The organism is Caulobacter sp., from assembly GCF_049283275.1.
GTDB lineage: Bacteria > Pseudomonadota > Alphaproteobacteria > Caulobacterales > Caulobacteraceae > Caulobacter.
Map to the genome: position 1 here is coordinate 1 of NZ_JBAPVS010000101.1, position 2,232 is coordinate 2,232.

Sequence of the window (2,232 nt, forward strand, 5' to 3'; positions counted from 1 at the left end):
GCCTTGGGCTGCGCGGGCCTGGCCGCCTGCGCCACGCCGATGGCGACGCGACTGCCGCAGGCCACCTCCACCGCCAGACCCTATTCAGGCCCGCCCGCCCCCGGCTCGACCGCCGGCCTGCGCGGCACGGAAAAACCCTATCAGATCAGGGGGATCTGGTATTATCCCAAGGCCGATCCGAACTATGACGAGCGGGGCGTCGGCTCGTGGTACGGCGAGCAATTCCACAACCGCCGCACGGCCAACGGCGAGATCTTCGACATGGACCTGCCCTCGGCGGCGCACAAGACCTTGCCGCTGCCGAGCATTGTCGAGGTCACCAACCTGGACAACGGCCGCAAGATGCAGGTCCGGGTCAATGATCGCGGTCCGTTCGTCGGCGACCGGATCATCGACCTGTCCAAGGCCGCCGCCGATCAGTTGGGTTACGGCCGGGCGGGGGTGGCTCGCGTTCGCGTCCGCTATATTGGGCCCGCCAGGAAGACCCCGTTCGACGCGCCGCGGGTGATCGCCTCGGCCCCGCTGTCGCCCGCGCCGCGCCAGGCCCCGCCGCCCAAGCCTCGTGTCTATGCGACAGGCCTGCCGCCGGCCCAGCCGGCCTATGCTCCGCCCCCGCCGCCCAAGGCCGCCGACCCTGACTATGCGCCGGCCGCGGCGCCCGAGATGACGCCGGAGCCCCCGGTTCAAGCGATCCCCGCGGCGACACTGGCCAGCGCCTATCGCATCCAGGCCGGCTCGTTCGCCAGCCGCGACAACGCCGAGCGCGCCGTCGCCCAATTGAGCGGGGCCGGAGAAGCTTCGATCGAGTCGGTGGAACGCACCCAGGGCGTGCTCTATCGGGTGGTGGTCAAGGCCGGACCCGACGAGGCCGAAGCCTTCGGCGTGCGCGATCGCGTCGTCGCCCTGGGCTTTTCCGACGCGACGGTGTTGCGGCCCTAGGCCGGGCGGCGATCGCCTCTGGACAAGACGGGCGTTACGGTCGATTTGGAACCGGTGACGCGTGGAACCTTCATCAGTTTCGAGGGCGGCGAGGGGGCTGGAAAGTCCACCCAGATCCGCCGCTTGGCCGAACGCCTGAAGGCGGACGGCGCCGACGTGGTGCTGACCCGAGAACCGGGCGGCAGCCCCGGCGCCGAGCAAATCCGCGACCTGATCCTCAACGGCGACATCGACCGCTGGTCACCGGTCACCGAGACGCTTTTGATGTACGCCTCGCGTCGCGACCACATCGAGCGGGTGATCCGACCGGCCCTGGAGCGCGGGGACATCGTGCTGTGCGACCGTTTCGCCGACAGCACCCGGGCCTATCAGGGCGCGGGCGGCGAGGCGCCGATCGGCCTGATCAAGGCGCTGGAAGAGCACGTCCTGGGCGGCGCCGTTCCGGACCTGACCCTGATCTTCGACATCCCGGCCGAGGTCGGCCTCAAGCGCGCCCTGGCCCGAGGCGGCGAGGCCCGGTTCGAGTCCAAGGGCCTGGAGTTTCACCAGCGCCTGGGCGAGGCCTTCCTGGAGATCGCCCGCCGCGAGCCCGAGCGCTGCGTGGTGATCGAGGCCAATGACGCGATCGACGCGGTTTGGGCCGACGTCTGGACCGCGGTGTCCACCCGGCTGGGCCTGTAGACCATGGACGCGCCGCCTCACCCGCGCGACGTGTTCGCCATCGACGGCGTGGAGGCCGCCGAACTGGCCTTTCTGGACGCCCTGGATCGCGGCCGGCTGCACCATGCCTGGCTGCTGACGGGTCCAGAGGGCGTGGGCAAGGCGACCCTGGCCTATCGCATGGCACGGCGGCTGCTGGGCGCACGGCCCGATCCGGCGTTCGGCGTCCTGGGCTCGGCCCCGACCGACGTCGTCAGCCGCCAGGTCGCCGCCCGCTCGCACCCCGATCTGATGGTGCTGGAGCGCGAGACGGACGACGGCAAGGCCCGCAAGTCGATCCCGGTCGACGAGGCCCGCCTGCTGCCGGCCTTCTTCGCCAATTCGCCGGCGATCTCGCCTTATCGGGTGGCGATCATCGATGCGGCCGACGACCTGAACGTCAACGCGGCCAACGCCGTCCTGAAGACCCTCGAGGAACCGCCGGCGCGGGGGGTGATCCTGCTGGTCAGCCATTCGCCCGGCCGCCTGCTGCCGACCATCCGCTCGCGCTGCCGCCGCCTGGTGGTGCCCGCGCCGGAGCTGTCCAAGGCCGCGGCCATGGTCGAGCAGCGGGCGGGCGTCTCGGCCCACGAC

At 71.1% G+C, this 2,232-nt stretch carries 3 protein-coding genes; all 3 read left to right on the forward strand.

What is annotated here, in order from left to right; all coding sequences use genetic code 11:
• The coding region (locus WAL33_RS04955; RefSeq protein ID WP_422179076.1) for a septal ring lytic transglycosylase RlpA family protein at nt 1–939 on the forward strand (939 nt) is incomplete at its 5' end.
• Nucleotides 940–993: 54 nt separating this feature from the next.
• On the forward strand, nt 994–1,620 hold the full coding sequence (gene tmk, locus WAL33_RS04960; protein WP_422179078.1) for a dTMP kinase: 627 nt from the start codon (nt 994–996) through the stop codon (nt 1,618–1,620).
• A 3-nt stretch (nt 1,621–1,623) separates the two neighbouring features.
• A partial coding sequence (locus WAL33_RS04965; RefSeq protein WP_422179080.1) for an AAA family ATPase occupies nt 1,624–2,232 on the forward strand: 609 nt, incomplete at its 3' end.